27 protein-coding genes are annotated in these 26,311 nt (G+C 58.5%); 10 read left to right on the top strand and 17 right to left on the bottom strand.

Annotation, left to right across the window (positions count from 1 at the left end; genetic code table 11):
- Positions 1–125 precede the first annotated feature (125 nt).
- The gene (locus ACIOTL_RS08920; RefSeq protein ID WP_400342380.1) at positions 126–722 is read left to right on the top strand and encodes a sigma factor-like helix-turn-helix DNA-binding protein; all 597 of its coding nucleotides are present in this window, start codon (positions 126–128) and stop codon (positions 720–722) included.
- Positions 723–1,265, top strand: coding sequence for a hypothetical protein (locus ACIOTL_RS08915; RefSeq protein ID WP_208294227.1), 543 nt, complete (start codon positions 723–725; stop codon positions 1,263–1,265).
- Here ACIOTL_RS08915 and ACIOTL_RS08910 read toward each other — a convergent pair.
- On the bottom strand, positions 1,254–1,628 hold the full coding sequence (locus ACIOTL_RS08910; RefSeq protein ID WP_105658356.1) for a DUF3054 domain-containing protein: 375 nt from the start codon (positions 1,626–1,628) through the stop codon (positions 1,254–1,256). The genes ACIOTL_RS08915 and ACIOTL_RS08910 overlap by 12 nt on opposite strands.
- A gap of 148 nt (positions 1,629–1,776) precedes the next feature.
- Between ACIOTL_RS08910 and ACIOTL_RS08905 the strand changes: the two genes are divergently transcribed.
- On the top strand, positions 1,777–2,745 hold the full coding sequence (locus tag ACIOTL_RS08905; RefSeq protein WP_105661273.1) for an arsenic resistance protein: 969 nt from the start codon (positions 1,777–1,779) through the stop codon (positions 2,743–2,745).
- Between the two features lie 149 nt (positions 2,746–2,894).
- On the opposite strand, the gene ACIOTL_RS08900 is transcribed toward ACIOTL_RS08905, so the two are convergent.
- Complete coding sequence (locus ACIOTL_RS08900; RefSeq protein WP_105661272.1) at positions 2,895–3,356, bottom strand: DUF3817 domain-containing protein; 462 nt, start codon at positions 3,354–3,356, stop codon at positions 2,895–2,897.
- Between the two features lie 226 nt (positions 3,357–3,582).
- Between ACIOTL_RS08900 and ACIOTL_RS08895 the strand changes: the two genes are divergently transcribed.
- Entirely contained in the window at positions 3,583–4,170 is a 588-nt protein-coding gene (locus ACIOTL_RS08895; RefSeq protein ID WP_133833365.1) for an HAD-IA family hydrolase, read from the top strand.
- 55 nt (positions 4,171–4,225) lie between these two features.
- On the opposite strand, the gene ACIOTL_RS08890 is transcribed toward ACIOTL_RS08895, so the two are convergent.
- Positions 4,226–4,693, bottom strand: a complete 468-nt coding sequence (locus ACIOTL_RS08890; RefSeq protein ID WP_388022037.1) for an SRPBCC domain-containing protein — start codon at positions 4,691–4,693, stop codon at positions 4,226–4,228.
- Between the two features lie 172 nt (positions 4,694–4,865).
- Entirely contained in the window at positions 4,866–5,228 is a 363-nt protein-coding gene (locus tag ACIOTL_RS08885; protein WP_388022035.1) for an ArsR/SmtB family transcription factor, read from the bottom strand.
- Between the two features lie 258 nt (positions 5,229–5,486).
- On the opposite strand from ACIOTL_RS08885, the gene zapE reads away from it, so the two are divergent.
- The 6 genes from zapE (at position 5,487) to ACIOTL_RS08855 (ending at position 10,195) form a co-directional block, all read left to right on the top strand.
- Positions 5,487–6,599: a cell division protein ZapE gene (zapE, locus tag ACIOTL_RS08880; protein ID WP_400342379.1), complete on the top strand. Its 1,113-nt coding sequence runs from the start codon at positions 5,487–5,489 to the stop codon at positions 6,597–6,599.
- On the top strand, positions 6,596–7,237 hold the full coding sequence (def, locus tag ACIOTL_RS08875; RefSeq protein WP_400342378.1) for a peptide deformylase: 642 nt from the start codon (positions 6,596–6,598) through the stop codon (positions 7,235–7,237). The genes zapE and def overlap by 4 nt, the downstream gene beginning before the upstream one ends.
- Complete coding sequence (locus ACIOTL_RS08870) at positions 7,237–8,088, top strand: putative RNA methyltransferase (RefSeq protein ID WP_133833368.1); 852 nt, start codon at positions 7,237–7,239, stop codon at positions 8,086–8,088. Before def ends, ACIOTL_RS08870 begins: the two co-directional genes overlap by 1 nt.
- Before the next feature lie 104 nt (positions 8,089–8,192).
- On the top strand, positions 8,193–8,669 hold the full coding sequence (locus ACIOTL_RS08865) for an NfeD family protein (RefSeq protein WP_105657869.1): 477 nt from the start codon (positions 8,193–8,195) through the stop codon (positions 8,667–8,669).
- Positions 8,670–8,724: 55 nt separating this feature from the next.
- The gene (locus ACIOTL_RS08860; RefSeq protein WP_105657849.1) at positions 8,725–9,663 is read left to right on the top strand and encodes an SPFH domain-containing protein; all 939 of its coding nucleotides are present in this window, start codon (positions 8,725–8,727) and stop codon (positions 9,661–9,663) included.
- 184 nt (positions 9,664–9,847) lie between these two features.
- Positions 9,848–10,195: an RNA polymerase-binding protein RbpA gene (locus tag ACIOTL_RS08855; protein WP_105657848.1), complete on the top strand. Its 348-nt coding sequence runs from the start codon at positions 9,848–9,850 to the stop codon at positions 10,193–10,195.
- A 358-nt stretch (positions 10,196–10,553) separates the two neighbouring features.
- On the opposite strand, the gene ACIOTL_RS08850 is transcribed toward ACIOTL_RS08855, so the two are convergent.
- The 13 genes from ACIOTL_RS08850 to arc form a co-directional block, all read right to left on the bottom strand.
- Positions 10,554–11,282: a polyprenol monophosphomannose synthase gene (locus tag ACIOTL_RS08850; protein WP_105657847.1), complete on the bottom strand. Its 729-nt coding sequence runs from the start codon at positions 11,280–11,282 to the stop codon at positions 10,554–10,556.
- 411 nt (positions 11,283–11,693) lie between these two features.
- A complete protein-coding gene (locus tag ACIOTL_RS08845; protein WP_332594754.1) occupies positions 11,694–13,298 on the bottom strand; it encodes an amidohydrolase family protein in 1,605 nt (534 codons plus the stop codon).
- Between the two features lie 56 nt (positions 13,299–13,354).
- On the bottom strand, positions 13,355–16,138 hold the full coding sequence (locus tag ACIOTL_RS08840) for a DEAD/DEAH box helicase (RefSeq protein WP_332727056.1): 2,784 nt from the start codon (positions 16,136–16,138) through the stop codon (positions 13,355–13,357).
- Between the two features lie 28 nt (positions 16,139–16,166).
- Positions 16,167–17,033 (bottom strand): twin-arginine translocase subunit TatC, encoded by an 867-nt coding sequence (gene tatC, locus ACIOTL_RS08835; RefSeq protein ID WP_105657844.1) that lies wholly within the window; start codon positions 17,031–17,033, stop codon positions 16,167–16,169.
- 9 nt (positions 17,034–17,042) lie between these two features.
- Entirely contained in the window at positions 17,043–17,258 is a 216-nt protein-coding gene (tatA, locus tag ACIOTL_RS08830) for a Sec-independent protein translocase subunit TatA (protein WP_105657843.1), read from the bottom strand.
- Between the two features lie 32 nt (positions 17,259–17,290).
- Entirely contained in the window at positions 17,291–17,551 is a 261-nt protein-coding gene (locus ACIOTL_RS08825; protein WP_400342377.1) for a hypothetical protein, read from the bottom strand.
- A gap of 102 nt (positions 17,552–17,653) precedes the next feature.
- Positions 17,654–19,657, bottom strand: a complete 2,004-nt coding sequence (locus ACIOTL_RS08820) for a helix-turn-helix transcriptional regulator (RefSeq protein WP_388022025.1) — start codon at positions 19,655–19,657, stop codon at positions 17,654–17,656.
- A 93-nt stretch (positions 19,658–19,750) separates the two neighbouring features.
- On the bottom strand, positions 19,751–20,146 hold the full coding sequence (locus ACIOTL_RS08815) for an FKBP-type peptidyl-prolyl cis-trans isomerase (protein WP_013348985.1): 396 nt from the start codon (positions 20,144–20,146) through the stop codon (positions 19,751–19,753).
- Positions 20,147–20,162: 16 nt separating this feature from the next.
- Entirely contained in the window at positions 20,163–21,098 is a 936-nt protein-coding gene (locus tag ACIOTL_RS08810; RefSeq protein ID WP_332486254.1) for an FKBP-type peptidyl-prolyl cis-trans isomerase, read from the bottom strand.
- 119 nt (positions 21,099–21,217) lie between these two features.
- Positions 21,218–22,591 (bottom strand): Pup--protein ligase, encoded by a 1,374-nt coding sequence (pafA, locus tag ACIOTL_RS08805; protein ID WP_388022022.1) that lies wholly within the window; start codon positions 22,589–22,591, stop codon positions 21,218–21,220.
- 78 nt (positions 22,592–22,669) lie between these two features.
- Positions 22,670–22,855, bottom strand: a complete 186-nt coding sequence (locus ACIOTL_RS08800) for a ubiquitin-like protein Pup (RefSeq protein ID WP_105657838.1) — start codon at positions 22,853–22,855, stop codon at positions 22,670–22,672.
- Positions 22,856–22,921: 66 nt separating this feature from the next.
- Positions 22,922–24,538 carry a depupylase/deamidase Dop gene (dop, locus tag ACIOTL_RS08795; RefSeq protein WP_388022020.1) on the bottom strand — a complete coding sequence of 539 codons (1,617 nt, stop codon included), beginning with the start codon at positions 24,536–24,538 and terminating at the stop codon, positions 22,922–22,924.
- Complete coding sequence (gene arc, locus ACIOTL_RS08790; protein WP_166650701.1) at positions 24,535–26,172, bottom strand: proteasome ATPase; 1,638 nt, start codon at positions 26,170–26,172, stop codon at positions 24,535–24,537. The genes dop and arc overlap by 4 nt, the downstream gene beginning before the upstream one ends.
- Positions 26,173–26,311 lie beyond the last annotated feature (139 nt).

Raw genomic sequence — 26,311 nt, 5'->3', positions numbered from 1 at the left:
GCGGCTGATCTGGAATCAACTCTAGTCGAAAAGCAGCGAATGAGAGGCATGGGCGCATCGCCCCGCTTCGCATAGTACAATGATTTTAATTTGTAGATTCGGATACAAAGTTTTACAATTGTTTCATGATTGTGTTGACCATTGACCAGCGGCGTTCACGTTCCACCGAAGACAAGGTGGAGGCTCTAGTCAAGCAAGCTAATGCTACCGTTCCAGTGGTTCGCCCCTTCCAGCGAACCGCCGGCGATGAAGTCCAAGCTGTCTTGGATAGCGCCAACGAAGCAATTCGCTTGGCAGTGATGATGGCAGCTTCAGGGGACTGGAGTGTCGGCATTGGCTTCGGGCAAGTTGAAACGCCACTGCCCGAAGAAACCCGTGCCGGACGGGGGCCTGCCTTTGAATATGCTCGTGTCGCAGTTGAGCGGGCAAAGAACACCAATGCGCATCTAGCTGTTCATGGACCGTCGCATGAAGCCACCCGCCTGGAAGCCGAGCTCCAGCTGACTGCCTGCATAGTTTCAAAGCGACGGGCCACGGCATGGGAAGCTGGCACTCTGGCCGATGAAGGCCTGACCCAGCAGCAGATTGCCCAAGAATTAGGAATCACCCAGCAGGCTGTCTCTTCTCGTCTGTCGGCCGCGCTATGGTTTGAGGCGAACCGAATGATGGATGAAGCTGCCAAATCGCTGAACCGACAGCTGAAGATGCTAAAGGAGCAGTAAATGCTTTGGATCGCTTGGGGGAGTCTGAGCCTGGCGGCGTTTGTCTCTTGCATAGCTGCCTACCTTGGCTATGCCATGGGCAAACGAGCTCGTGTCCGCGACTGGCTAGTTGTGGGCTCTGCCCTGTTCGCCATTCTCTCGGCCCTGCTGGCAGTTGCTTCTCAAACTTCGTTGGAGCAGAACGGGCTTTCGCCGGTGTACGCGATCGTCCTGAGTTCCATCTTTGCCATTAGTTTCGGCGGTCCGTTTACGGAACTTGTTTTCCGGCTTGCTGCGAAGAATGATGTCGAGCTCCAAAAGGAGGAGTCCGACCCTTCACCGCTTCGAGGCGGGCTGTGGATCGGACTCCTGGAGCGCACGGCCATCGTTGGAAGCCTCTGGGCCGGTTGGCCAGAAGGCATTGCCGTCGTCTTGGCGGTCAAGGGTCTTGGCCGGTTCTCTGAACTGAAAAACCATCGCGCCGCCGAACAGTTTATTCTGGGGACTTTCGCCAGCGGTCTCGTCGCTGCCGGTTCCTACGGGCTCGGCCTGCTATTTACCTAGCCGCTTAGCCACCATTGAGGTAACCAGCCGACGCCCCATCAAGAATGCGCCCAGAACCAATGTCGCGACAATGATGAAGGGGAGTGCCGCAGTGGAATCCATGCCAACGCGAAGCGCAAGGCCCGCTGCTACGGTCACCACCCAGACCAGTACGCCAACAGGGAAGAGCTTGTTGATCGTGGTCCAAGGCTTGGACAGCAAGGTCACGACGACGTAGGCAACCAAGAACGGCAGGGCGGTCATCAGGATGCCGCCAATGCTCAAGGCATGCTCGTGTTCACGTCGACCGAGCAGGGCGAATAGAACAATGAGAACAACGTCGACAGCCATCCACAGCGGCCACTTACGAATAGAATCCTTCATGTACTCATCATAGGTTTACCCCGGTGTCCGTGAGTAATTCGGCGTTGGCTGGATCGTTGTCGGTTCAGACACAGAAGGTCGCCGTCGAGGCTCGCCCGAATGAGCTCACGGCCATGGTGGCCGCAGCTATTGTTCTAGCATTAGTCCTATGAAGATCTGGCCTGGCAATGCATGGATGCAAACGCACCAGATCGCCCTCTATTTATCCGCGATCACTGCCGGTTGCGTTCTCGGCCTGGCCTTGCCTGCCGCAAGCAAGGGTCTCGAGAACTCGGTTAACCCGTTCCTTGGATTGCTGCTCTACGCTACTTTCCTGGGCATGCCGCTGACCCGTTTTCCGGAGGCCTTCCGGGACACTCGCTTCATGGGTGCACTGTGCGCGGTCAACTTTGCCGTGGTGCCGCTCGTGGCCTTCGGGCTATCGCGAATAGTGGCGGGGGACCAGGCACTGCTCTTCGGCGTGCTGCTGGTCTTGCTAGCGCCCTGCATCGACTACGTTATCGTCTTTACCGGCTTAGCCGGGGGAGACAGCCAACGGTTGCTGGCGGCCACACCGCTCTTGTTGATCTTGCAGATGCTGCTCGTGCCGGCATACCTCTATATATTTGCTGGACCCTCGGCGATCGACGTGATCGTGCCAGCTCCTTTCCTGGGGGCACTGCTGGGACTGATCGTGCTCCCACTGCTGGCAGCAGCACTCACCCAGGCACTCGCCAAACGATTTACCTGGGCAGAGCCCATCGGGGATTGGGCCGACTATCTAATGGTTCCGTTGATGATGGGAACGCTATTTAGCGTGGTGGGCTCGCAGATCTTCACGGTGAGCGCAAGCCTGGGTCAATTAGGGCTGGCCATTATGGTTTTCGCCCTGTTTATCTGCATCATGAATGTCCTTGGATACTCCGCGGGGAAACTCTTCAAGCTGCCCACCGCCTCGCGGCGGGCAGTTACTTTCAGCGGCGTCACACGCAATTCTCTGGTGGTGCTTCCCCTGGCCCTGGCTTTGCCCGCGGAGCTGGAATTAGCTTCTGCCGTGGTCGTTAGCCAGACCTTGGTAGAGCTAATTGGAATGTTGGTGATGGTTCACTACGCACCGAAGCAACGCACCACCAAGTAGTTCGAGCCTTACCCTGCTATGTCCGGATTAAACAGAATTTGCCTGGCCAAGAACACATGGAAGTGACCGGGCCAGGCAAATTGGATTGAGGAGTCAGTGCATTCAGTGATGCCCAGGCGAAAGCAGCCTGCTCCTCATAGAATCCATGATTAGTGCTCGCCACCTGGAGGGCCAATGAAAAGCATGGCCGAGAAGATACCGGCAATAACGACGAATAGCAGGACCGTGGTCAGCGCCGGGCGGGCAACAAGCCAACGCATCGTCGCGTCGGTCCACTTGCGATCATCTGGATGATCGGTTGCTTCGGTACGCCAGGTACCTTCCAGCTTTCCCTTGCGTTCCAGCCACTTGTCGTAAGGAATGGTCAGATATGGGACGACGGCGGTCGCGGCAGCTCCAATGATCAGCGACTTCCTCCAGCGCTGATTCATGCCAATGAGCACAGCCATCGTTGCATAAGTCAGGAAGACAAAGCCGTGGATGAAGCCGGCAATGGATACAGGCCAATCACCAACCTTGACGACGTACTTCAAAATCAATGCGATGATCAGCATCGTCCATGTGACAGCTTCAGCGCGGGCAACTAGACGGTACAGGGCGCTTGGAGACATAGGGTGTTTTCTGTCCTTGAAGGTAGATAGGGGAGTAGTCCGGGAACTCGGTCAAGTACTAGCCTATCTGGCTCCCGGGATACCGCCGACATCCTGCCCTGGAACATGGAGTTCCCGGTTGACGCAGCACCTGCTAGATTTCTAGGCAGGCCCTCGCTGCAGGAAAGGCACCGCATGCACTTGGCCCCAGATGCCCCAATGCGCCTGCATCTGGCAGGATTGCCCCATGATCCACGCAGTAGTTTTCGATTTGGACGGAGTGATCCGCAACTTTCCCGAGGCCGCCACTGCTGACGTTGAAATGGAATATGGGTTGCCATCGGGCACTTTGAACGCGGCGGCTTTCGACCCTGCTCGCCTGGAAGGACTCACTACAGGTAAAATATCTCGTTTGACATGGATCAAGGAGATTGGGAAGAGCATTGGATCCACGGAAGCCGCCAACGCATGGGGTCGCATAGAGCCCGTTGTAGATCAGGATGTGCTGCAGCTACTCGACGATCTACAACGTGCAGGTATCACCACCGCCATTCTCACGAACGGCAGCGACACCATTGACATCGAACTTAAGCGGCAAGGAATCGCCACCCACGTCGCCCGAGTATTCAATTCAGCAACAATCGGTTATCCGAAGCCAGACCGACGAGCATTTCTGCACGTAATCAATGCTCTGCACCTGTGTGCAAACCAGATCCTCTTTACCGACGATTCCGCCGGGAAACTTGTCGGGGCGACCGATCTCGGGATCCACACACATCACTTTGCTTCCGCTGCGGATTTGAGGTCGGCATTGACCCGGCGCGGTGTACTCTAGCCGGATCGATCATCGTTTGGAATAACATCGAGGGGAGTGGCAAGAGGAAAGCGCCCTAGTTCTCGAATACCTCCTGATAAACGTCCCAGAATTGATCCATCGAGCGCGGAGCCCCAAGCAGGACGGCCTCCAGATACATGAGATGCGTTTCCCATCCCGCCAAGTAATTCGAGACGCCAACGCTGAGTTTGGAGTGGCTCAGCGCAAGTTCAGCTCCGAAGAGGCTCGACTGCAGAGTCAAACTAACCTCCGACACAGATTCTTCCGGAAACTTCCAGGACATCACGAGGGCGGATGCTGGCTCGACCTGTTCAATCCGGCTTTCGCAGATGAAGTTTTCCGCATGCTCGATCTGCACAGTAGAACCCACGCCAAGGCTTCCAGCGACGTGAGTTCCCAGCCAGAGTGGCAATGCCTGACGATCAATCATTGCGTGCCAAAGCCTGTCGGTCGATACGCCGAAGGACCACCTGAGATCCACAGATCCCGCCGAAGCGTCCGCGAACTTTCGAATGATGGGCATGAAAGGAGCCTGCTTCGATAGACGGGGCAGCCAGCACAAATGGCTGCAGTGAGACCCTGCGTGGGGAGTCGTGGATTTCCATTACTTTACATAATGTAGATTATCGGCTTATTCGCAATGTCGCTGGAAGTAGCCATATTCGTCCATTTACGCCACGGATTTCGAAGGCCGCTTACTGCTCAGCTTGTTGACGCTGATCCTGCAAATCCAGCCGGTGCCTCGCGAACTCCAGGGTCTGCCGAATGAACTCGCGCGATCGCTCATCATGCATCGAGTAGATGACATGGCGGCCGGACTTCCTCGTTTGCAATACACCAGCTGCTCGCAGCTTGGATAGCAATTGGCCGGCAACCGTTGGACTAACGCCGATCAACTGAGCCAAATCGGACAGGGAAAGATCGTCCATGGACAGCGCCCAGAGCATCTGGAGCCTTGCCGGATCCGACAAGGTTTTGAGTACCGTTGCCGACATGTCCAAAAGATCGCTGGAGACGATCTCGTCTTCAGCCGTTGGGACAATGAATTCACTGGTCATCTCACGCGCTCCCTCTCCGCATTTCGCCCGCCCTGGTCCGATTCAACTGCTTCAACCCAGCTCTATGGGTGTGTCCATTATGGCCACGGATCAAGATAAAGCGATAGGTATGCTCAAAATTCACAAGACTAAACAGGCTCGTAGCCATCTTTGGGAGCACTCCCCTATTTAAATCATCCGTTTCGAAATAAATCGAAGGCTTCTTGACTAGGCACTTTAACGTCGCCTCGGCACCGCAAGGCATCCCTGCAAGCTGGAATGGTGGCGATTGCATCACAGAAGATTGGCCGCGTCTGCGCTCAGTGGCAAAATTTAGATATGGCTAATCCGTTGCTACGCATTCCCCACGGGAATAAGTACGCTCTTCAGATCCGCGAAGCTCTCAAGCTGCAAGGTATCGAAGTTGACCCGGTTCAGAGTGATCTGATCGACCTTCTAGGACGTACTTTGCGTACGACGATGACGGCAAAGCACCCTGGCGTCTACATTTATGGCCCTCCTGGTCGAGGCAAAACCCTCATCATCAATACCTTGGTCTCGGTGCTGCCTGAAACCACGACAGCGCGCTTCCATTTCCACGAGTTCTTCCAGCGCGTAAATTCCCCGGTCAACCGTGTCCCGGGCCAGCCGCTGGGCGCGATTTTCTCGCAAGGGCTTGAGCGCGAGCTAGCTGGACTGCAGTTGCTGGTCTTCGATGAGTTCCATTGCACCGAACCTGGCGACGCGATGTTCATGGCCAAGCTCATTCGGCATTGCACGGAACACGAGATCCAGCTGGTCATTACGTCGAACTACGGGCCGGAGAAGCTGCTTGACGATGACACTTTCCATCACCTGGTTCAGCCAATTATTGACCGGATCCAACGGGACTTCACTGTATTCTCGCTGGATCATTCGGTGGACTACCGACAGCTCGCCGCCGATCCCGAGCAGGTCTTGGACGGGTATCGGAGAGGCACGCTAAATCTCTTCGAAGCACCAGGAGAACTGCCGGTCCACGATACGATGATCCAGATCGGCTACGACGAAATCGGGCCAGTCCACGTGAATGCGTATGAGATCTGGATCAGCTTCGATCAGATCTGCCGAACCCGCCGCAACACTGCCGACTATCTGGATTTGGCAAGCCGGTATTCGCGCTGGCATATAACCTGCATCCCAGCTAGTGCCACCATGCCAATGGATGAGGAACGCCGATTGGCGAATCTTATCGATATCTTCTACGACAAGAACGTGGAAGTCCATCTGTACGCCGCAGACAATCTGGGCAATCTTGGACACATGCTGCATGACACTGAAAAGGCCCGACTCACCTCGCGCCTGGCTCAACTTCAGCTCAACGAATACGAACGGACTAGCGCTTGCCGATGAACACCGAGTACACCGAACAGGACATCGAGAATATAGTTCGAGAAGTCCTGGAGACTGCAGATGAGAACCTCATACTGCCTATTGTCCAGCTGGGACATCCCGTTCTCCGCCAGCAGGCGGTGGCCTACGAGCAGCAGCTTCCGCAGGAACTGCTCGAAGAACTCCTTGAAGCAATGCGCCAGACCATGTACGACGCCCCTGGCGTAGGACTCGCCGCTCCTCAGGTGGGTATCCCCCTGCAGATTGCCGTGCTCGAAGATCTCTATCCCATTCCGGAGGAAGCTGCCTCGCACAGAGAGCGTGAGCCGCTGGAGTACTTCGAGATCTTCAACCCCGTATATACGGCATCAACAGAGCGCGCGGCAGTCTTCTACGAAGGTTGCCTGTCTTTCGAAGGATTCCAAGGCGTAGTGAGCCGGGCCGCCGATATCACCGCCACTTATAAAGATCGGGACGGCCAGGAAATAACTCGAAGCTTCTCCGGTTGGCAGGCCCGCATTGTCCAGCACGAAACTGATCATCTGTCGGGCACTGTCTATATCGACAAAGCACTTACCCGCTCCTTGATTAGCGAATCCGAACTGTGGCGCCATGAAAGCATGGACGTTGCAACGGCACAAGAGGTTCTGAAATTCTAATGTTCTCCGGCACCACGAACGTTACTTGCCCGGTCTGCGAGCAACCCCTTGGCTTCGAGGAATCTCGGGATAGAACCCTGAGTTGCGAAGCCGGGCATCGTTTTGATGCTGCCAAACAGGGTTACTTCAACTTCCTTACTGGCAAAGGAACGAACTTCCTCGAAGACACCTCGGCCATGGTCCAAGCCCGCGATGCTTTCCAGTCAAAGGGACATTATGAGCCTCTGGCGCGCGCGCTGTCCGAGCTGATCAATGATCATCACGACGGACATTCGCTTGACGTGCTGGATGCGGGCGCAGGTACCGGCTACTACCTGGGGAAGATTCTAGAGAACTCTCCTGCTGCTGAACTTGATGCTTTGGCTCTGGACATCTCCCGCTTTGCCATGCGTCGTGCCGCGAAGGTTCCAAGCACGCTCGCTGTGGTCTGGGATGTCTGGCGCAAATTGCCTACTGCCGACCGATCACGCGATGTGGTGATCAACTGCTTCGCACCGCATAACCCGGCAGAGTTCCAACGTGTACTGCGTACTGGTGGATTATGCATTGTCGTGACCGGCGAACCAGATCATCTCAACGAAGTCGTCGACCCGCTGGGCATGCTCACCGTAGGACAGGGCAAGCAAGCCGCCTTGGTGGAAAAATTTGCGGCTGAAGGCCTTAATCATCGCGGATCCAAGAATCTGACATATCGGATGAACCTGAATGCGGACGATCTCTATAACCTTGCATTCATGGGTCCGTCCGGGCACCACCTCTCCCCTGAAATTCTTCATCAGCAGACGCTGGCGTTGGGTTCCCAGCCTGTAACAGCTTCCTTTGGAGTACACGCATTCGTCACGCAGGGCTAGAAGATACCCCAAAATGACTACACCTTTTATCTGCCTTCTACGGCAGAATGTAGGAAAGACCAGTTACGACTGGTCAATGTCCTAACAGAATTTAGGTGAATGCCATGACAACAGCCGAATGGATCATCAGCAACGCTTGGGTGATCTGGCTGGCACTGTTCTTGCTGCTGGCGATCATCGAGATGCTTTCTCTTGATCTCTACTTCATCATGCTCGGCGTAGGTGCCCTTGGTGGTGTAGCGGTCGCACTGCTCAGTGGACCCATGTGGTTGCAGGTCCTTGTATTCTGCGTCATTTCATTGTTGATGATCTTCCTGGTTCGACCTATTGCCGTCAAACATTTACGGAAATCACCCGAGGGCTTCCGCACCAATATCGAGCGATTAATCGGTGCGGATGCACTTATTCTCGAGCCGACCTCGCGCATGTCGGGTTCGGCCAAGATCCGTGGAGAGATCTGGACCGCCCGTGCTGAATCCAGCGTTCCGACCATGAATCCCGGCACCTATGCCGTGGTTTCACGTATCGACGGGGCAACTGCATACCTCACCGCGAAGTCCCCTGACCCTGCTAACGGCTAGCTAGCCTGACGCCCCCAAATTCATCACTACTGCACAAGGAAAGAGAGTACGAACCATGAATTCAGATGGCTTTGGCTTGACTATTGTGCTTGTCGTTCTGGCAATCTTCGTGATTGTCGTCCTACTGCGCAGCGTGCGCATCGTGCCGCAGGCACGTGCTGGCATCGTTGAGCGCCTCGGCAAGTACAACCGAACCCTAAATCCCGGTCTGACAATCCTGATCCCCTTTGTGGATCGCTTGCTGCCGCTGCTGGACCTGCGTGAACAAGTTGTTTCCTTCCCGCCGCAGCCAGTTATTACCGAGGACAACTTGGTAGTTTCGATTGATACCGTGGTCTACTTCCAGATCACCGAGCCGCGTGCCGCGACGTATGAAATCGCTAACTACATCCAGGCCGTAGAACAGCTGACCACCACTACGCTTCGTAATGTCGTCGGTGGCCTGAATCTGGAAGAGGCCCTGACTAGCCGCGACCAGATCAACGGCCAGCTGCGTGGTGTCCTTGACGAGGCAACCGGCAAGTGGGGCATCCGTGTTTCCCGTGTCGAGCTGAAGGCTATCGATCCACCGCTGTCCATCCAGGACTCGATGGAGAAGCAGATGCGCGCCGAGCGTGACCGCCGTGCTGCCATCCTGACCGCTGAGGGCACCAAGCAGTCCTCCATCCTTACTGCCGAAGGCGCACGCCAGGCTTCCATCCTCGAAGCCGAGGGCGATGCACAGGCCGCAATCTTGCGCGCTGACGGCGAGTCCCAGGCCATCCAGAAGGTCTTCGATGCAATTCACGCCGGCAAGCCGGACCATGAGTTGCTCGCCTACCAGTACCTGCAGACTCTGCCGAAGCTTGCCGAAGGCACTTCGAATACCCTGTGGGTGATTCCAAGCGAACTGACCGAAGCACTCAAGGGCATCGGCGGAGCGCTGGGCGGCAACGGATCGGGCAGCAAGCCTGCCACTCCGGAATCGCCATCGGCCCCAGGTAGCAACCTGTAGCAACAGCTGGTTTAGAACCGATTAGCCGTCTGCGGCGAGGTGCATACAATGCACCTCGCCGCAGACGCGTATAATGGATGTTTTGGCACCAAGAATTATCTTCACCTCTAGTCGGAGGGAATTATTTCCGAGTGCCAAACGTTGGTACGTGTAGCGAATTCTTCAATCATCGCGGAGGGAAAACATGAGCGATCGCAGCCTACGAGGCATGCGCCTGGGTGCACAGAGCATGGAATCTGAGGCAGGTGTGGAGCCGGCTGCCCGTCAGCGTGTGGAATACCGTACCGAAGAGGGCGAGACCGTCTTCGTCGTCTTTGCTGCCGAAGCTGAAATTCCAGCAACCTGGCACACCAAGACCGGTAAGGAAGCCAAGCTCGTCCACGGCGAAGCCAAGGCCGAAGAACCGGGCAATGAAAAGCCTGTCCGTACCCACTGGGACATGCTTCTTGAGCGCCGTTCCGAAGAAGAACTGGAAAAGACTCTGGCAGACCGCCTCCAGCAGCTGCGCGCTGCTCGCGGGGAAACTGCCTAATCTCCCCCACGCACGGTTCCATGCTGCCTTAGCATGGCCGTAGGGGCTTGGTTGAGGGCTGGGTTTGATGACCAATGGTTATCAAACCCAGCCCTCACTCTTTTGCCTGTCTGCTATGGGGCTCAAAGACCACGCCCAGTATTTTCAACTGCGTCAAAGAGCCTGCATGAAATTGCGCGGCCAGCGCCGCCGGCCTAAGCAGCTTCGTAGAAGCTATCTTCATCCTGCACAGTCCGCCTTTGGGGCGGTGGGCTGGTTTGTATTTCACTGCCTGCCCGAGACCTGATGATGATTCCTGGTTAAACGAACTGGCGTGCAACGATCCATCGTTGCACGCCAGTTCGCTTAAACACGGGTATTACTTCTTGGAAGTCAGCTTCTTCCACCGGGCGCCCAAGCCCCAGCGGGTGACATTCCACATTGCTTCGAACACAATGTTGCCGCTCATCTTCGACGCGCCCAGTTCGCGCTCTACGAAGGTCACGGGAACTTCAACGATCGTCTTGCGCAGCATGGCCACGCGGAAGGTCATGTCCACCTGGAAGCCGTAGCCGCGCGACTCAACGGCGTCAAAATCGATTGCTTCCAGGGTTTCGCGCTTGAAGGCGCGGTAGCCTGCGGTGATGTCGCGCAGAGGCAAGCCCAGCATGGTGCGCGAGTAGAAGCTGCCGCCGCGCGAGATGATCTTGCGCAGCATTGGCCAGTTCACGACTTCGCCGCCCTTGACCCAACGCGAACCGATTACGAGATCTGCGCCCGCGGCACTGGCTTCCAAAAGGCGTGGAAGCTGCTCTGGCATATGCGAGCCATCGGCATCCATCTCTACCAGTACGTCGTAGTCGCGAGCCAACGCCCATTCGAAACCTGCAATGTAGGCGGCTCCCAGGCCATCCTTGCCGGTACGGTGCAATACGTGGATATTCGAGTCCTCAGCAGCCATCTTGTCTGCAAGTTCTCCGGTGCCGTCAGGCGAGTTATCATCAACGATCAATACATCCGAGTCAGGAACTGCGGTACGCAAGCGTCCTACGGTCAGCGGGAGCGACTCCAGTTCGTTGTAAGTCGGAATGATTGTAATGACGCGCACGCGGCGGCACCTTTCTGGGTATACAACACAAAGCCTCTTGCCTGCTCGGCGTCGACTGCATGGCTTATGCAGGACACCGGGTCGAAAAGAGTTAATCCAAATTCAAATTATAGTCATCATTTGCCAATCAGCGCGCTGGAGACACCGCATTAACGAACGATCCTCAGTGACTTCGGCCCTATTCTCCACGCCGAAAGGCACAGAGAATGTTATCTAAGGTCACTGAGGATCGTTGTTTAAATTGCGTAGTTTACAACGCAATGCATGTGCATCTCGAAGAGGCGCTTAGACCAGCCTAGTGGGTACCCCACCTAGGCTGTCAACCATCAAATGACTTCACTCTTTACCTAGACACCACTAGTCAGGGCAAATTTTGCGAATTCATTCTGCTTATTGAGCATCTGTTTCGCTTTAAGCCGATTCGCTTGGCTCAAGGGTATTGAAAAGCGTGATTCCAGCGCGTACTGTACGCAGGCACTGCGGAATTTCCTCATCAACGACCGGAAGCATCGGAGTTCCAGCTCGTGCATCGGTACTCCAAGAACTGATTCGGACGTCCGGAGTTTGCACAGCAAGTTCAGAGGCAGTCCACACTGCAAAAGTCGCCGGCGCGCCGATCACGAGCTGCCCGGCAAACGGGTTCATCTCGCCCATGGCGCGGTAGGTGGATCGGGTTTGAGCCAAGAAGGCCGCACGAGCCGAAATGCGAGCCTCAGCATTCGTCATGTTCATGCCGGCGCGAACAACCTGCCAGCCATCAACCTCCGTTACCGGAGCATCAGAGCCAAGCACCATTGGCACACCAGCCGAAAGCATAGCGGAGAGGTTGTTCATCGATGCTGCGCGCTCCCCCAGGCGCTGCGCGTACATGCCGTTCGAGCCGCCCCACGCCTGGTCGAAGACCGGCTGCATCGAAACCATGATGGCGTACTGCAGCAAACGGGCCCGCGAGTCTTCATCAACCATCTCGACATGCTCCAGACGGTGCCGGCACATCTGCAGCTTAGCTGCCCCAATCTGCTCAGCAGCCAGGTCAAAACCTGCCAACACCTCGTCCAGGGCGCCGTCTCCGATCACATGGAACGAGGCCTGGATCTCCCGGGAACTGCAAGCGACCAGGTGGGCCGCAATTTCGTCACGCTTCAGATACAGGGTGCCGCGTTCGCCCGGCTGATCGCTGTAGTCTTCGCGCAGGTACGCCGTGTGGCTGCCTAGCGAACCATCCACGCGAAGATCGCCACCCAAGCCCAGCACCTTTCCCGTTGGGAAGGATGCGACCAGTTCCTGGGCGATGTCTGCATCGCTAACCAGTTCGCCCCAGTAGGCATGGACTTGCGGCAGTTCAGGGTTGTCGATGGCCAGCAACTGCTCCAGCGCCTCTCGGCCCTCAATATGCGGGGCCGCCATCTCCACAACGCTGGCGAAACCACGCGAGGCGTAGTGCTCCAGTGCCAGGCGCTGGTATTCCTGTTCGGCCTTCTGCGTATTGGTGAGTGCTTCACGCACGGCGTCGTGATCCGCACCAGAAATGATGCCAGCGGCGAGGTGGCCCAGGTCCAGCAGATCCAGCAGTTCCCGATTGACCAGGGCACTGTGCACATCGCGACGCGCCAGGTAATAGCCGCGGCCTTCCGCGGCACTGGTCAGGTCGGTTTCCGCGGGCAGCTGCTGGTCAGCCCAGTTCGAGTTGTCCCACCCCTGAGCCAGGACCAGCTTGGTCGACTTCTGCGCCTGCTCGGCGACGAGGGAAAGCAGCGAAGAAGCCGAGGTTGCTGCACCCAAATCGGCTCCCGAAAGGGTGCGGCCCAAGGCGGCAAGGTGCGTGTGGGATTCGACGAACGCCGGGGTAATCAAACCACCATTGAGGTCGACCACTTCGTCGACGGCAGACGCGTGGCGCTCGGCTGCGTCCTCGCCGCCCAACCATGAAATGGTGTCGCCGTCCACCACCATTGCGGTAGCAAATGGATCGGCCGCTGAGTAGATGGACCCGTTTCGGTAGAGTGTTTTTGCCATCAGCGTCTCCCTTTTCTCGTGCACTGGCTAATAAGTTTTTCGGCTGGACCTGCTGGCTAGTCCAGCACGTTCGAGTAGGCCACTACACCGCGCTTGATCTGGTCTACTGCCTTGTAGGCATTGCGAACCAGCAATGGCGGAAGGTCGCTATTCTTTGCGAACTGGTCCAATGTGTCGATGACCTGCTTGGCCCAGCGCACGAAGTCACCCGGTGCCAGATCGGTACCGCGCAGCGCGCTGTTCAGGCTCGAACCGCGGGCCCACTTGTACATTGGCCAGATCAAACCGGATTCCGGTGGAGCGGTCGGGTCAAGGCCCAAGGCCTCTTCAGCGTCCGATAGCTCGCCCCAAATCTTGATGGTGCTATTCCAGATGTCATCGATCTTGCCCGTTGGCATTTTCGGATCGGCACGGTCCCCGTCGCGGCGTGCCTGGTAGACCAGGCTGGCGACAACCGCGCAGAGTTCTTCCGCATTGAGCTGCGTGAGCTTGCCGGTCTCCAGGATTTGGCTGGTGAGCAGATCTCGGTCGCCATAGATGCGGCGCAGGCGGCGGCCCGAGTCGGTCAGCGCGAAATCTTCGCCGCCCTCGGAAGGCACGAGGTATTCGAACTGCTCGAGCACTTTGCAGACCTTGTCGAACTGCGTGGCAATGGTATTGGTTCGCCCGCGGATGGCGCGACGGGCCTTGTCCGTGTCCTTCTTCAGCTTCCAGTACCTGTCGGCCCAGCGCATGTGCTGGTCCTTCTCCGAGCAGGCGTGGCAAGGATGGTCCTTGAGCTCCAGGCGCAGTGCGTTGATTTCACGCTCGAAGGAATCCGAGCCTTCGAAATCAAAGCTCTGGGCGTCCTGGCGTGGAGGACGCGACTCGTAGATCGCGTTGCGCAAGGATGAAGCAAGGTCCCGGCGCTCCTTCGGTGTGCGCCCGTTGAACCCCTTGGGAATCTTGATCCGCGAAATGATCTGCACTGGTCCGTTGAGGTCTTCCACCGAGAGCCGGCGAAGCTGCGCTTCTTCGGTCAGCACGGTGTGTCGCGGGTTGTACATGGCCTTATCAAGCTCGACGACCACGGCGCGGCCGAAGCGGCGGCCACCTGGCAGGTCCACCACGTCGCCGCGGATCACGGCCTGCAGTGACTGCTCAGCTGCCGAACGGCGCTCGTGGCGGCGGTCCTTCGCAGCGTTCTTCTCGACCTGGGCCAGGTTTCGTTGGAGTTTCAGGTACTCGGTGAAATCTCCGAGATGGCATTCCATCGACTTGGCGTAGCCGGCCAGGGATTCTTCCTTGGAACGCACCTGGCGCGCCATGCCCACCACGGAACGGTCCGCCTGGTACTGGGCAAAGGAGGTTTCGAGGATTTGACGAGTCTGTTCACGGCCAAACTGCGCCAGCAAGTTTGTGGACATGTTGTAGGTCGGACGGAACGAGGAATTCAGCGGATAGGTTCGCTTCGAAGCGAGTCCTGCCAAGGATTCCGGTTCCAGGTCGGGGTTCCAGACAACAATTGAATGGCCTTCGACGTCAATGCCGCGGCGCCCGGCACGGCCGGTGAGCTGGGTGTACTCCCCCGAAGAGATCTGCACGTGGGATTCGCCGTTGAATTTGACCAGTTTTTCCAGCACGACCGAGCGTGCTGGCATGTTCACGCCCAGTGCCAGGGTCTCGGTTGCGAACACCACCTTGATCAGGTTGCGTGCAAAGAGGTCTTCAACGATTTCCTTGAAGATCGGGAGCAGGCCGGCGTGGTGGGAAGCGAAGCCGCGAACCAGACCATCGCGCCAGGACCAGAATTCCAGAACGTCCAGGTCTTCGCTGGGGATCCGGTAGGCGACTTCATCCAGCGCTTGCGCGATCTCGGCGGCTTCTTCATTGGTCGTCAGGCGCAGGTCAGCCATGGCGCACTGCTGCACGGCCATATCGCAGCCCTTGCGGGAGAAAATGAAGAAGATAGCTGGCAGCAGAGCAGCCCGGTCAAGCTTCCCGATAACCGCTGGACGGTTGATGCGGTGCCCCATGCCTGAACTGCGCTGGGGGCCGCGGCCGCCGCGACCCCGGCCGCGCTGCACTCGGCCGCCAGGGCTGTGGGAGCGTACGAGTTTTCGCAGTTCGGGGTTGACCGAGGCCTTTGAATCGTCTTCAGCCACCTTGTCGAAGGCTACGTCTTCGGCAAACAGGTCCACCACGTTAGGGCCGACCATGACGTGCTGGAAGAGCGGCACCGGGCGATGCTCGGAGACGATGACATCGGTCTGGCCCCGGACGGTATCCAGCCAGCCACCGAATTCCTCGGCGTTGGACACGGTTGCCGAGAGTGAAATGATCTGCACGTTGGACGGCAGATGGATGATGACTTCTTCCCATACGGCACCACGGAACTTATCGGCGAGGTAGTGGACCTCATCCATGATCACGTAGCCCAAGCCGTCGAGGGTTTGGGAATCCGCGTACAGCATATTGCGCAGCACTTCGGTGGTCATGACGACGATCTGCGCTTCGGAGTTGATGGAGGTGTCGCCGGTCAGCAACCCGACCTTCTGCGCTCCATAGCGATTGACCAGTTCCGAATACTTCTGGTTGCTCAGCGCCTTGATGGGCGTGGTGTAGAAAGCCTTGCGGTTCTCGCCTAGAGCCTGGTAGATGGCGTATTCGCCAACAACAGTTTTTCCGGCGCCGGTGGGCGCAGCGACCAGTACGCTGTGCCCTTCTGCGACCTTCTGGCAAGCTTCGGCCTGGAATGGATCCAGGTCGAAGGAGATGCTTGCCCGGAATCCAGGAAGTGCAGTGCCGTTTTCGACCTGCCGTGCCTTGGAATTCGCGTAGCGTTCCGCGGGTGAAGTCACTTGTGGTCGTTCACTTTCTTGCCCTGGTTCAGAGCTGGGATTTAGGTTCGTCAATCGAGCTAGGGGTTTCAATGCCAGAAGTTTCACCAGCTGCTAGGCGTTCATTCTCGGCTTCCCGTGCCGCCAGCTTCTTTGCGCGCTTCTTGTCGTTGAAGTGGCAGATCAAGGTGGCAACGGCGAAGGTGAGGAACAACGGTCCAGCCAACGCGAACATGGTGATTGCATCGCCGCCTGGTGCTGCCATAGCGGCAACCAGGGCGATGAGGAAGACGGTGATACGCCAGTTCTTCAAGATGAGCTTGGCTGGCAGGACGCCAACCATGTTCAGGCCAACCATCAGTACCGGTACCAGCATGGCCAAGCCGAATGCCAGGAGCAGGCGGAAGATAAACGGCAGGTACTCGGAAATGTTCAGCAGGTTATCCGAGTTCTCCGGCGACAGGCTAATGAAGAATTCCAGCGCAAACGGAAGAACGAAGTAGGCCATCGCCACGCCGCCAAGGAACAGCGGAACCGCGGCTGCTACGAAGCTGTAGCTCAAACGGCGCTCGTTCTTTTTCAGTCCCGGCACGATGAATGCCCACAGCTGGTAGAGCCACACCGGCGAGGAAACGATCAGGCCGACGAACAGCGCCACCTTGATCATGATGTCGAAGGGTGACATCACCGCGGTGAACACTACCGAGCCGCCGGCAGCTTTCACAGGCGCGATCAGCAAGGCAAGCAGCCAGTCGTATACGAAGAAACCGGCTACCGTGCCCAAGGTCAGCGCGATGAGCGACTTGAATAACCGGTTCCGTGCTTCAATCAGATGCTCTTTGAGAGCCATCCGACCTTCTGCGTCCTTGGCCCGCTTCTTCTTGCTGCGCGGGTTCTTGTCTTTATTTGTTGCCACTGAAGAGGTCTACGAGTTGTTCTTTTCGTTGGGGTTCGGATCATTGATGGTGCCATCAACGGTTTCAGATTTAGGATCATCATCCTTCATCTGGCGAACCTCGGACTTGAAAATGCGCAGCGACTGGCCCATCGAGCGAGCCAAGCCTGGAAGCTTTGGAGCGCCGAAAAGCAGCAGTGCAAGCACGATAATGATGACCAAATGCCATCCCTGTAAGCCACCCATGTGGATTCCCTTCTCTCTATCTAAAGTCTACGTCAGAACAAGCCAAGATCGCGCAAGTTCTGAGCTTGGCCGCGCTGTGCGCGACGTGCGACGCGGCGAACTCGACGCGCCTCGATTCTTTCAGCTTTGCCCTTATCGCGAAGCTTTTTGATCTTCTCCGGATCCGCGTGCGTGGCATTGGTTCCGTGCGGGTAGCGACGAGGGTTCGTAGCGTACTCGACGACGGTGCCCTCCTGGCTTAAACCGGCGCTGATGTGATCCGCAGCGTCGCCCAGGCCCTCGACGACCGCCATTCCCCGTTTGAACAAACGGAAGCCGGCAAGTGCCGCAACAAGTATTGTCGCCAAAACGAGCACAGTCCACAAAAGTACCCAAAACCACCAAGGAAGCATCTATTAATCCTCATACATTGCGATAGCCTCGTCCAACCAGTTCACTACCTGTTCGCGCGTAGCGTCAGGAGAGACCACAGTCAGTTTACCGCTATGGCGAGCCACGAGCGGCGCAGCTACCTGGTGATCCGAGAACCGGACGTTGGCCAGATACCCCGTACCGACCTTTCCCGTGGACCAGGAAAGAGGATGGAAAGCTTCGATAACCGGTAAGATCTCGGCGTCTACATAGACCATGACCTCTAAGTCATCGTCGTTGGAGGCATACCGGATCTGGACATCTTGCTGGTCTTCATGCCGAGCCGCCAGCTCGAATTGTTCACCGGCAGTTTCCACACTTAACATCCGGTCCACCCGGAAAGTTAATAGGCTCTGGCGCTTTCGGCACCAAGCCCGCAGGTACTGCACCGCTCCGTCTTCAATGAGCCGGATCGGTTCCACATCGCGAACCTGGTGAGTTCGCGAACGGGCCGAGTAGTAATCGATGCGCACGACGTCTTGGGAACGAATCGCCTGAATCAGCTGCTGCGGAATATCGTTCTCGCGCGCCTCGGACAGTGCGAAGCCCAGCGCCCCGCTCCAGCCGTCAAAACGGGCCACCGCGGAATTCACCTTGGCCAGTGCCGCGTCGAGCACCTGCTGGTGCTCGAACTCGGGAATGCTTGCCAGGGCGTTGAGCCCGCCGAGCACGGCTACTGCTTCCAGCGGCGCCAGCTTCTGCGGCTCGGCCAGCAGGGCTGCATTGGAGATCGTAACGGTATCGGATTCAACGTCGCCGTCATTGACGTTGATCAGTTCGTCATGCTGGCCGTACGGGACACCGCACATCATGATCATGGCCAGCTCTTCACGGACCTTGGCAACGCTCATGGAGTAGCGTTCTGCCAGCGCTTCGATTTCTACGGCACCATGGGCGTGCACATACTGGATCATGTCGATATTTCGCATGACCTGAGTTGTGGTGGTGCCACGGCCGGTGGCGCGATGCGGACGGAACTTCACCTCTGCGTAGGCATCCTGGTTGCCCTGGCTGGTCTGGGAGCTGCGCGCGTCGCGCAGAATCCGGCGCACCTGGGCCACCAGTTCGGAGGGTCCCAGGACTTTCACGGCCGGACCATAAGCTGCCAGCTGCTGGGCAAATGAATGCGGATCCGCATAGCCGATCTGCAGCTCATCCTGATCGCTGCGGCCATTTACTGCCTGGGCGCGCAGCGGGATTGCTTCATCGCCCAAGAGCCGCACCGTTGCCACCAGTCCCGGATTCTGCAGGTCGAAATCCTGCAAGACCTGGGTCATGTCGAAATCCTGGGGGCGGGCGTGGTACTGCCCGTCGGCGTTAGCGCCGCCATGCCGGTAATTCGTGAACTTGCCCTGAACCCGCGAGAGGCGGAAGACACGGGTATCTTTCCGCGTGTGGTCATAGCCGGTGAAGTACCAGTTGCCGTAGCGCTGCCCGATCCCCCACACATCAACAATTCGTTCGCTCTGTGCGCCGCCAGAGGACGTATAGGCGAACTTGAGCGTGTTGCGGTTGAAGACCGCCAGGGCGCATTCGCGGAAGTTCGGTTCATCCATGGAAAGGCGTGGGACCAATGAGCCGGCCAACGGAGCGACCGGCGAGGCCACGCCATCATGGCCGGTGACTCGGGCCGCGGCATTGAGCCCCAATGACTGGAGCTTGGTGTCTTTCCAAAGGCTCGCGGCCAATGCGACCAGGCCGGCTTCTGCGGGGCTGAATTCCACCGGCGGCAAGAACCACTCGGTCGTGTCGATGCTGTAGTACGTAACATCGTCGATTACTTCTTTGTCCAGCTGCAACCCGAAGTCATTGCGGATATCGTCCTTGAGGCGATCCAGCGCCTTCTCTCGGGTCTCCTTGGTACCGCCTGGCACCAAATAGGATCCAATGCGGTCGGCGTTGAACTTCCGTGATTTAGTTGCCAGCGCATAGATGAGGCTGGTCAGGCGTTCTGCCTTGCTGGGTCCCGGGGATTGCTTTGTGCTCACGTGCCTAGACTAACCAACTTTCGCCGATAAGGATGACTTCTGGGACAGCAATGGCCCCGATTATTTAATCGAGGCCATTGCCAGCACTTGGAATTACTTGGTGCCCATCAGATCCACAACGAAAATCAGTGCTTCGTTAGGCGCAATGGCGCCTGGGGCGCCACGCTCGCCGTAGGCCAGGTGCGATGGGATATCCAGTCGGCGACGGCCGCCGACCTTCATGCCCAGCAGGCCCTGGTCCCAGCCCTGGATAACCATTCCGACACCCACTGGGAAGTCGAGGGTCTGCCCGCGGCCCCAGGAAGAGTCGAACTCTTCGCCGGTGGACCAGGCAACGCCTACATAGTGCGCTTCAACGGTGGTGCCTGGGGTGACCTCGGCGCCGGTTCCCTCGACCAGGTCGGTGATGACCAGTTCTTCAGGAGCGTCGGTGCCCGGGAAATCGATCTCAGGCTTGGTGCGGTCGTAGTTGCGTTCTCCGAACGACATAGTCACGGCCTTTCTGTTACTTGCTTTCGCTTACCTTGTCTAATTCTACGTAGAAGACCAGTGGTCCTGCAGGACGCCCCTGGGCTTCAGCTGTTTCGCCGTAGGCCAAGTCCGTTGGGACAGTCAGCAAGACCTTGCTGCCTTCCTTCAGGCCCTGGAAGCCCTGCAGCCAGCCCTGGATGACTCCGCCGGCCATATCGGCTTCGAAGCCTTCTTCGTTGCCGAAGTTGCCGTCGAACTTCTTGCCATCTTCCCAGCGCACGCCGTGGTAGTGGGCAGTGACCTTGGACGTTTGGCCAACGGCTGGGCCGTCGCCTTCTTCAAGGACGTCCACTGCCAGGCCTGCCGGGGCTTCGGTGTCCTTGGGGATGGTGATCTGCGGATCGCCCTTGCCGGTCTTCACGGTGGGGAGCTTGCCGTCGTCCTTGAGCTGCTGGACTTCTTCCTTGCCCATCGTCTGGCTAGGGCTCTTGGAGTCCGCAATCTTGATCACGATCAGCCGTTCGGCACGCGAGCCTTCGGCCGGTTCGGCGATGGACCCGTCCGGCTGCTGAACGCCTTCGATGGCTGCGTAGGCGATCCAGTCGCCAATCTGGGACTTCAGCAGGGTTTCGTAGAGCTCGGGCATCTGCTCCTTGAGCGTCTCGTCAACCTTCATGGGAGCCGGATCAGCAGTGAAGTTCTCATTGGTCAGCAGGCCGTCGATGGTCTTGTACAGGCCCGACTGGATCTGGATGGTGTCGCCTTCCTTGATGTCGGAACCCTCGCCCTCCACCACGGTGACTGCTTCTGACTTTTCGGTCAGGAGCGGCGCATCGAATTTGACCTCAGGTGCGGTCTTGCTATCTTCTGCTGGCTTGACGTCGATGCCGCTCAGGGATGACGAACCCGAACCGCAGGACGCCAGGGCAAGGATGGACGCGGTGGCGCATACTGCCAAAACTTTTCGCACGAATCTTCTTTCCGGTTGGACTAGCTGGTCATGCATTGCGGGCTTGCACAGGGCAAGGCCCGTAATGATCTGCGTCCAGCTTAGAGGTTTTTGCTGTGTAAATACTTGTTTCCAGCTAGCTAAAGCTGCTGGCCCATCAGCTCAATGAGCTCGTCAATCTGTGAATTGGTGGTTGCGAACGGGTCCTTGCACAGCACAATTCCGCCCGGGCCATCCTCATACTTCATGTGGACCCAATCGGCGCTATAGCGTCGCCCATTGGCGCGGGCGGCGTGAATGAATTTGCTTCGCAGTGCCGCGCGTGTCGTGGCTGGCGGGTTGTTCACAGCCTGATTGATTTCAGCGTCGGAGACGACTGCGCTGGCCAGGCCGCGGCGCTTGAGCAGGTGGAACAGGCCGCGCTGCGGGTCGATGTCATGGTAAGTCAGGTTCAGCTGCGCGATCCGTGGCGCCGAGAGCTCCAGGGAGTTCTTCTGGGCATAGCCCGTGAGCAGCTTGTGCTTGATCGCCCAGTCGATGTCCCGGTCGATCAGCGAGAAGTCCTGGCTTTCCACTGCGTTCAGCGTGCGTTCCCACAATTCCAGGACGGTATCCACCTGGTCGTGGTGCGCGCCGTGGCGGGCGATGAATTCCTTGACGGATTCGAAGAGGATCCACTGGATCTGCAGTGCGGTCGGTTCGTCGCCGCCCATGAGCCGCACCACGGTCTGGCCAGTGAAATCGTGGGAGATCTGGCGGATGGAGCGAATCGGGTTTTCCAGTCGCAGATCGTGGTAGATTTCGCCGGATTCGATCAGGCGCAGCACCAGGTCGGTGGCGCCGATCTTCAGCAGCTGGGTGGTTTCGCTCATCGACGAGTCGCCCACTATGACATGCAGCCGGCGGTGGTACTCGGCATCGGCGTGCGGCTCATCGCGGGTATTGATGATCGGACGCGAGCGCGTTGTGGCCGAGGAGACCCCCTCCCACATGTGATCGGCGCGCTGGGAGAAGACGTACTTGGTCTGCTCTTCATCGGTGATCAGATGCCCGGCACCGCACAATAGCTGGCGGGTGACGAGGAAAGGGATGAGCATGTCAGCGAGGCGCTTGAACTCGATTTTGCGTGGAATCAGGTAGTTCTCGTGGCAGCCATAGGAGTTCCCGGCGGAGTCCACATTGTTCTTGAACATGTAGATCCGGCCTTCGTGGCCTTCCTCGGCCAGCTGGTCCTCTGCCTGGTCAACGAGGTCCAGCATGAACGCCTCCCCAGCGCGGTCGTGGGCGATCAGCTGCTTGAGCTGGTCGCATTCCGCGGTGGCGTACTCCGGGTGCGAGCCCACATCCAGGTAGAGGCGCGAGCCGTTCTCCAGGAACACATTCGAACTGCGCCCCCAGCTGACTACCGGCTTGAACAGGTGCCGTGCGGCATCCTCCGGGGTGAGCCGGCGCCCATCCGACGGGACATAATTCAGCCCGAATTCGGTTTCCAGACCAAAGATTCTGCGATCCACGCGAAGCTACTTCCCCTCAACTGCGGTTCCGCCACATTGGTCAGAACACGACTTCCAAAGCTGTGTGCCCGTTGGGGCTTACTGGCCGCCCTTTTGCACGAATCCGCGGACAAACTCTTCAGCGTTGGATTCCAACACCGAGTCGATCTCGTCCAGCAGGTCATCCACGCCGGCGGACTGGCCGGTGGTATTCACCTGGACCTGTTCCGTTTCGGCCTGCTGGTTCTGGGTGCTGCGGCGGGCCGAGAAGCTTTCCTGAGTCATCGTTTTCTCCTAAGTCGTCGTGAATCCCGGAATTACGCGCCGAGACTCATACCTATTCTGCGCCGATTAGCGACGCCTGGCCAATTCGTCGATAAATTCCGCAATCTCCAGCTGCGTGTCGAACAGCTCGCCAACCTGCGCACGGGTTCCGCCCAGCGGCTCGGGCATGTGGAAGCGGCTGATCTTGCGCGCCCCGGGGACGGCGAAGGACAACGCATCCCAGTTCGCTGCGACGACGTAGGGCGCATAGCGCTGCAGGGTCATGCCGCGCAGGTAGGCGCGGGTATCCTCCGGCGGGGCGCCCACGGCTTGGTTGATCTCCTGCTGGCTGAAGATCCTCTGGATGGCCCCGCGTTCGGCCATGCGGTAGTACAGGCCCTTGTCGGTCCGCAGATCAGCCCATTGCAGGTCCAGCATCGCCACGCGTGGATCGGACAGCTCAAGCTGGTGGCGCTGGGCGAAGCCGTTGACCAGCTGGTATTTGGCGATCCAGTCAATCTGATCTGCCGCGTCCATCGGGTCGCGCTCGAGCAAATCCAGGATCTGCGCCCAACGGCTGAGGATCTCGGTGGTGTCCGGATCATCAATCCCGCGTGCCGCACAGTAGTTTTCTGCCGCATGCAGGTAATGGCGCTGGATTTCAATGGCGGTGAGCTGGACCCCGCCGCGCAACCGCACCTTGGCCTTCAGCGTGGGGTCGTGGCTGATTTGCTGCAAGGCCAGGACCGGCTCGACCAGTTCCAGCTGCGGGGCCATCCCCGCTTCGATCAGCGAGAGCACCAAGTTGGTAGTGCCCACGCGCAGCAGGGTGGAAATCTGCCCGAGGTTCGCATCCCCGATGATCACGTGCAGGCGGCGGTACTTGTCCCAGTTCGCGTGCGGTTCATCGCGGGTATTGATGATCGGGCGGTTGATCGTGGTTTCCAGGCCCACTTCCGCCTCGAAGAAGTCGGCACGCTGGGAGACCTGGAAGGCGGCGCGCTCGTTGAGCATGCCCTGGCCCACCCGGCCGGCACCGCAGAAGATCTGCCGGCTGGCAAAGAACGGGGTGAGCCCGCGGACAATCGAGGAGAACTCGATGCCGCGCGGCATCAGGTAGTTCTCATGCGAGCCGTAGGAGACCGACTTGTTATCGGTGTTGTTCTTGTACAGCAGCAGTTCCCCGCTGCCCAGGCGCTGGGCGGCGGCCGCGGCGCGGCGCATCACTTCATCGCCGGCTTGGTCCCAGAGCACCGCATCACGCGGAGTCATCGATTCGGGGCTGGAGTATTCCGGGTGGGCGTGGTCGACGTACAGGCGTGCGCCATTGCCCAGGACCATATTCATCACGACATCCGTGGATTCCTTCTCCTGATAGAGCGTGGAACCCAGATGCGCGTCATTGCCATCCAGCGCAATGGATTCGGCGGTCCAGATGCCCTCGTCGTCCAGCCCCGGCTCCAGGTCGGTCAGCTGGCTCGGATGCGCTTGGGCCCGGTCCATGGCGAATCCGCGCGCATCTTGCAGCGGGGATTCGTCGCTGTAGTCCCAGCGTGCTGCCTTGGCCGCCGAATCCTGCTCGGCGACCAATTGCGCGTAGGCGTCAACGATCTGCGCCGAAAGCACCGTGGCGTTGGCCTTGGGCATGTTCGGGCGGATAATTCCGTATTCGGTTTCCAGGCCGACCAGGCGACGGGCGCTCATTTGCCGGCCTGCTGCTGGACCAGGGAACGGATGTTGCTGATCCGCTCGCCCTTGCGGCCGGAAATCCGGGCCCAATCATCGGGGTTGGTGGTGTTGGGCATGTCTTCGTGCTCGGCGAACTCTTCGCGCACCGCACGCAGCAGGTACTCCATTTTCAGTCCGCGCTCGTTCTGCGTAATCAGCGCCTTGATGGCATGCTTCTTGGCGCGGTCCACGATGTTGTGGATGACCGCGCCCGAGGCGAAGTCCTTGAAATAGAGCACTTCGGTGGCACCGGTAACATAGGTGACTTCGAGGAATTCGTTGATCCGCTCGGTGGAGTACATTGCCTGGACGGCTCCGCGGATCATGCGCGCTATGGTGGCGCCGGCATCCCCGGCATCGGCATCGAGCTCATCGGCGTGCAGCGGCAGTTCGGTCGTCAGGTACTTGCTGAAGATTTCTGTGGCGCCCTCGGCATCGGGACGGCGGATCTTGATCTTGACGTCCAGGCGTCCCGGACGCAGGATCGCCGGGTCGATCATGTCCTCGCGGTTGGACGCGCCGATGACAATCACGTTATCCAGGCGCTCGACGCCGTCAATTTCGGCCAGCAGCTGCGGCACGATGGTGGTTTCCACATCCGAGGAGACACCGGTGCCGCGGGTACGGAACAGCGCTTCCATCTCGTCGAAGAACACCACCACCGGATCTCCATGCAGCGCCTTCTCCCGGGCGCGGGCGAAGATCAGGCGGATGTGCCGCTCGGTTTCGCCCACGTACTTGTCCAGCAGCTCCGGTCCCTTGATGTTCAGGAAGTAGCTGCGGTTGCTGGCCCCTTCCTTGCGCTCGACGACGCGCTGGGCCAGGGAGTGCGCCACCGCCTTGGCGATCAGGGTCTTGCCGCAGCCCGGAGGGCCGTAGAGCAGAATCCCCTTTGGCGCGCTCAACCCGTGTTCGCGGTACAGCTCAGGGTGGGTGAAGGGCAGCTCCACCGAGTCCTTGATGGCTTCGATCTGCGAGTTCAGCCCGCCAATGTCCGAGTAGGCAATGTCCGGGACTTCCTCGAGCACCAGTGACTGCATGTCGGTGAGCTGGACGCGGGATACCGCCATGCCCGAACGTGAGTCGATGGCCAGCTGGTCGCCCACGCGCAGGTGCATCTCGCGCAGCGGGCCAGCGAGTTCAACGACGCGCTGGTCATCGGCACGGGCCATGACTACGGCGTGGTGATTTTCCAGCAGTTCCTTGACCGTGACCAGTTCACCGGTCTCCTCGAATCCCAGGGCCGCGACGATCACCAGTGCTTCATTGAGCAGCACCTGCTGGCCGATGACCAGCTTGTCGAAATCCATCAGCGGGCTGACGGCCACGCGCATCTTGCGCCCGGAGTAGATGACATCTGCGGACTGGGCGCCGGTGGATTCGATGCCGAGCCCGGGTTCGGGGTGCTTGCGCGGGTGCTTGGCCACGATGGTGCCGTGGCTGAAGGGAGTGTCCCCGTCTTTTTCCAGCGCCGACTTCAGGTTGATGATCTGCTCGCGGGTGGTTTCCAGCAGGGCCACCAGGCGCTTGTTATTGCCGCTGATCCCGGCGAGTTGCTTGTCGAGGTTGCGATTCTTGTCGCGCAGCACGTTGACCTGGCGTTCGGTCATCTGCAGCCGCTCGGCCAATTGTTCTGCCTCGCGATTATCGTTCACGTTCCAACCTCCAACATCCAACGTCACCGGGGCGGTTCGTGCGCCCTGATGAGGTTTTTTCCGGTGCTTGGCGCACCGTCTTGCTTCCATCCTA

The organism is Glutamicibacter sp. NPDC087673 (assembly GCF_044743255.1).
Taxonomy (GTDB): domain Bacteria; phylum Actinomycetota; class Actinomycetes; order Actinomycetales; family Micrococcaceae; genus Glutamicibacter.
Note: the sequence above shows the minus strand (reverse complement) of the source record. Positions and strands in the feature narration are given on the sequence as shown.